This is a genomic window from Acidiphilium sp., assembly GCF_049977125.1.
GTDB lineage: Bacteria > Pseudomonadota > Alphaproteobacteria > Acetobacterales > Acetobacteraceae > Acidiphilium.
Window position 1 is genome coordinate 1 of sequence record NZ_JBMFGY010000226.1, and the last position, 3,679, is coordinate 3,679.

2 protein-coding genes and 1 pseudogene are annotated in these 3,679 nt (G+C 60.8%); 1 reads left to right on the forward strand and 2 read right to left on the reverse strand.

Translation table 11 applies throughout. The features are described from left to right. Positions 1–187 precede the first annotated feature (187 nt). Positions 188–2,545, forward strand: coding sequence for a TonB-dependent receptor (locus ACP5E6_RS17130; RefSeq protein WP_427956219.1), 2,358 nt, complete (start codon positions 188–190; stop codon positions 2,543–2,545). A gap of 49 nt (positions 2,546–2,594) precedes the next feature. Here ACP5E6_RS17130 and ACP5E6_RS17135 read toward each other — a convergent pair whose 3' ends face one another. Beyond that, entirely contained in the window at positions 2,595–3,134 is a 540-nt protein-coding gene (locus ACP5E6_RS17135; protein ID WP_427956221.1) for a PEP-CTERM sorting domain-containing protein, read from the reverse strand. Between the two features lie 161 nt (positions 3,135–3,295). Further along, a pseudogene (locus tag ACP5E6_RS17140) lies at positions 3,296–3,422 on the reverse strand (isocitrate/isopropylmalate family dehydrogenase); the annotation flags it as partial. Positions 3,423–3,679: the final 257 nt, after the last annotated feature.

A 3,679-nucleotide genomic window follows, 5' to 3' on the forward strand; every position in this document is an offset into this window, starting at 1 on the left:
GACGGCATCGTGCCGACCGACATCGCCAAAGGCATCAAGAACAACATCCCGGCCGATTTCAACCCGCTACCCTCGACCAACCCGTCCACCTGAACCGCCTCATTTGAGCCTCGCTATTTGAAACCAGCGCCAGCATGCAGCCGCATGCTGGCGTATTTTCATGAACCCAGCCGCAATCAGGACAAAAATGCGTCTCACCCAAGGTCTCGCCGCACATCTCGCTGCCGTCCTGCTGATCTCCACCTCGGCCCGCGCCATCGCCCAATCGGTCCCGATCGATGCCGGCACGGTCTCCGCCACCACCGATGCTGCCCAAACCCAAGCCGCGTCACGCGCCAAAAACTTCAAATCCGGCCAGGCGGTGCGCGTGCTCGACCGCACCCTGCTCGATGCCGCCGGCCCGGTCGGCGGTGCCGCCCAGGCCCTGACCTATGCGCCCGGCGTCGCCATCAACTCCTATTCCACCAGCGGCGCCGGCAAGAGCATCATCACCATCAACGGCGTCAACCAGGGCTGGTCCGGCCTCAACGGCAACGCCCAGGACGGCGCGATCGGCGTGACCTTCGATGGCATCCCGATCGCCGATCCGGTCACCGGCCTGTGGCAGGCGCCAACCATCCCCTTCCTCTCGATGATCGGCTCGACCGCGGTCGCCTACGGTCCTGGCAACCCCGATCAACGCTGGTACGACAGTCTCGCCGGCACGATCGGCTTCGATCCGCTGCAGCCCACCGAAAAACCCGGCGGCGACATCGCGCTGACCTATGGCAGCTTCAACCAGAAATCCCTCACCTTCGATGCCCGCACCGGCCTGTACGATGGCTGGTCGAGCATCCTCGCCGGCGGCTTCGGCGATGGCAATTCCTATCGCCAGGGTGGTGGTTTCAACAACCCCGACAGCGATTACGCCCTGTTCCTCAAAACCCGCCATGAATTCAACAACGGCGCGATCAGCTTCGGCGCCTACGATGCCCGCAGCGAGGCGTTCCGCCCCACCTACATTCCGCAATCCGCCAACCCCGCCATCACGGTCAACGGCCTCAACGCGCAGGGTAACCCCAACCAAGGCCCGCTCTACAGCCAGGCGACCTCGGGCTATTACGGCTCGCCGCCCTTCGCGACCTACGACAAGAACGATTCCAACGCGATGGTTCTGCTCTACGCCAGACAGCGGCTCGATCTCGGCGCCGGCACCACGCTGCACAATCAGGCCTGGTACATGCACATCAAGCGCACCCATTCGCGCATCACCGATAACTGGACCCCGGGCCCGACGCAGGATCGCCTGCTGCAACCCCACACCAACACGATCGGCGACAAACTCTGGCTCACCCATGAGTTCGGCTGGAACACGCTGACCTTCGGCGCCTACGCGTTGCACGCCTACTACAACAACAAGGCCAATTTCTATAACCCGGCGGATGGCGGCGGCCCGGACATCATCAACCCGGGCGGCACCGCGCGCGAGGGCGCCTTCACCCTCGACAATCAGGCCGTCTTCATCCAGGACGATCTGAAACCCCTCCAAGGCCTGACCATCACCCCCGGCCTGCGGTTCACGCGCGATCGCCTCGCGTTTCATCAGGATATCGCCTCGGGCTTCCTGTTCGCCCCCGGTGCCGCGACCGATTTCACGGCACAGGACGCCCTGCCGCCGCAAACCGAAATCCGCAGCGGCGTCGAACCCTCGCTCGCCGCCAACTACCGCCCGATCCCCTGGCTCGCGCTCTACGCCAGCTATGCGCAGGATCTGAAATCACCCGAAGTCGGCGGCGGCGGCGGCTTGTTCCAGCAAATCCAGGGCGCCGATTACCGGCTGGAGCGCGGCCAGTACACCCAGGCCGGACTCAAGCTCGACGTGAAACACGCGGGTCCCCTCGGCCGCCTGCGCGCCGGTATGGGGTTCTATCATCTGCGCTACGGCAGCCAGACCATCCCGATCACGCTGAACAACGCAAGCGAAGTCGGCGTCAGCGGCACGTCGCAATACCGCGGCGTGAACCTGTATGCGGACGCCACCCCGCTCTACAATCTGCACATCTTCGCCAACGCCAGTATCCAGAGCGCCGATTACCAGAGCTATGTCGTCGAAAACGGCGGCCCACCGGCCTCCTACAATGGCTACCCGGTCTCCTACGTCCCGTCCCGCACCCTCAACATCGGCGCGTCCTATATCGCTGAACTCGGTGACACCACGATCGAACCGCGCGTCTGGATGCAATATATCGGTCCCGAACACATCTATAACGGCATCACCACCGCGCCCGACTATCGCTCGATGCCGGGCCACCAGATTTTCAACGCCAGCCTGAAATTCACCTTCCCCCTGCCGGTCGCCTCATCGCGGGTCCGCCGCCTCGCCTTCACCCTCACCGCGCTGAACATCCTCGACCGTCACTACAACAGCTACGAATACATCTCATCGGGCGGCTATTTCGGCACCGCGAACCTCGCCGGTATTCCCGCGCAATACGCGTCGAACTACATCAACGCCTATCCTGGCGCGCCGATGAGTATTTACGGCACCTTATCCGTCGCGTTTTGAGCCAGCGCCATCCGGCCGGCAGACCAATCCGCCTGCCGGATGGTAACACTCAAACCGCGCGACGGCGCGCGATCAAGCCGAGCCCGACCAGCGCAATGCCGAGCAACGCCAGGCTACCCGGCTCTGGCACCGGCAAAGCCGCCGGCGTCACGGTCAGAATGCCGGACGAAAACGAGCACGAACCGCCGAGCGTGCAGGTCCGCGCGCCGAAAATCAGACCCGCATCACCGAACAAATTGACGAACTCGCCCGCCGCATCCTTGAACGACACGCCATTGGCATCGAACGGGCTGCCGAAATCCGCCCCGTTCGCGAAATCGGCGAAGTACAGATTATCATTGCCCTGGAATTTGTTCACCCCGACCAGATTGGTGATCGCGCTGCCGTCGAAACTACCGGTGATGCCAGCGACCCGGTAACCACCGCCCGAGTTGCGCACCGGGTGGGATGCGGTCGTGAAATGGCCCGTAATGGTGTTGGTCCCGAAATCGCCGACGTAATTGAAATCGAAACTTCCCGCCGATGCCGTTGCGACGCCCGCCACGGCCAATATGGCGAGGCTGAGGCCGATCCGCCGTATGATGTTCATTCTACTGATCTCCAGTTCCAAAATTATTGTCATGTCTCGAAGTCGCTTTGACCTGTTTGCGACATTTCGTAACACTGCAATTCTTATGCCACTTTTTATTCTATTGATTTTATTGATTAAATAATATGACAATCTTATGACTGTAAAGAATTTCGACTCCGATTGGCGATGCCCTTGCCGGTGACGTCGAAAGCAGCGCCGTGGATCGGCTCGAACATCGAGGGGAAACGCCGTTCGGGGTTGATTGGCGGTGGGAGCAATACCGATCGACCCCGCGAGGGCGGCGCTAGAGCACTTTCCGATCCCATTGGATCGGATGTAGTGCTCTAGGATATTGATAAATAGAGCATTTTTATCCGATCAGATGACTCCATCTGATCAGAAAATGCTCTAGAGCGATATGCGATAAAGTTGACGCGGCAGCGGCAACATAATCGCATGAAATCGCTCGAAAAAACATAGATCTAGAGCGTTTTGCTGAAAGCATCACGCTCTAGAGCGATATGCGATAAAGTTGACGCGGCAGCGGCAACATAATCGCATGA

Excerpts from the sequence above, each read along its gene's own strand:
- ACP5E6_RS17130 (WP_427956219.1), top strand. The coding sequence starts at position 188 with ATGCGTCTCACCCAAGGTCTCGCCGCACATCTCGCTGCCGTCCTGCTG.
- ACP5E6_RS17135 (WP_427956221.1), bottom strand. The coding sequence starts at position 3,134 with ATGAACATCATACGGCGGATCGGCCTCAGCCTCGCCATATTGGCCGTG.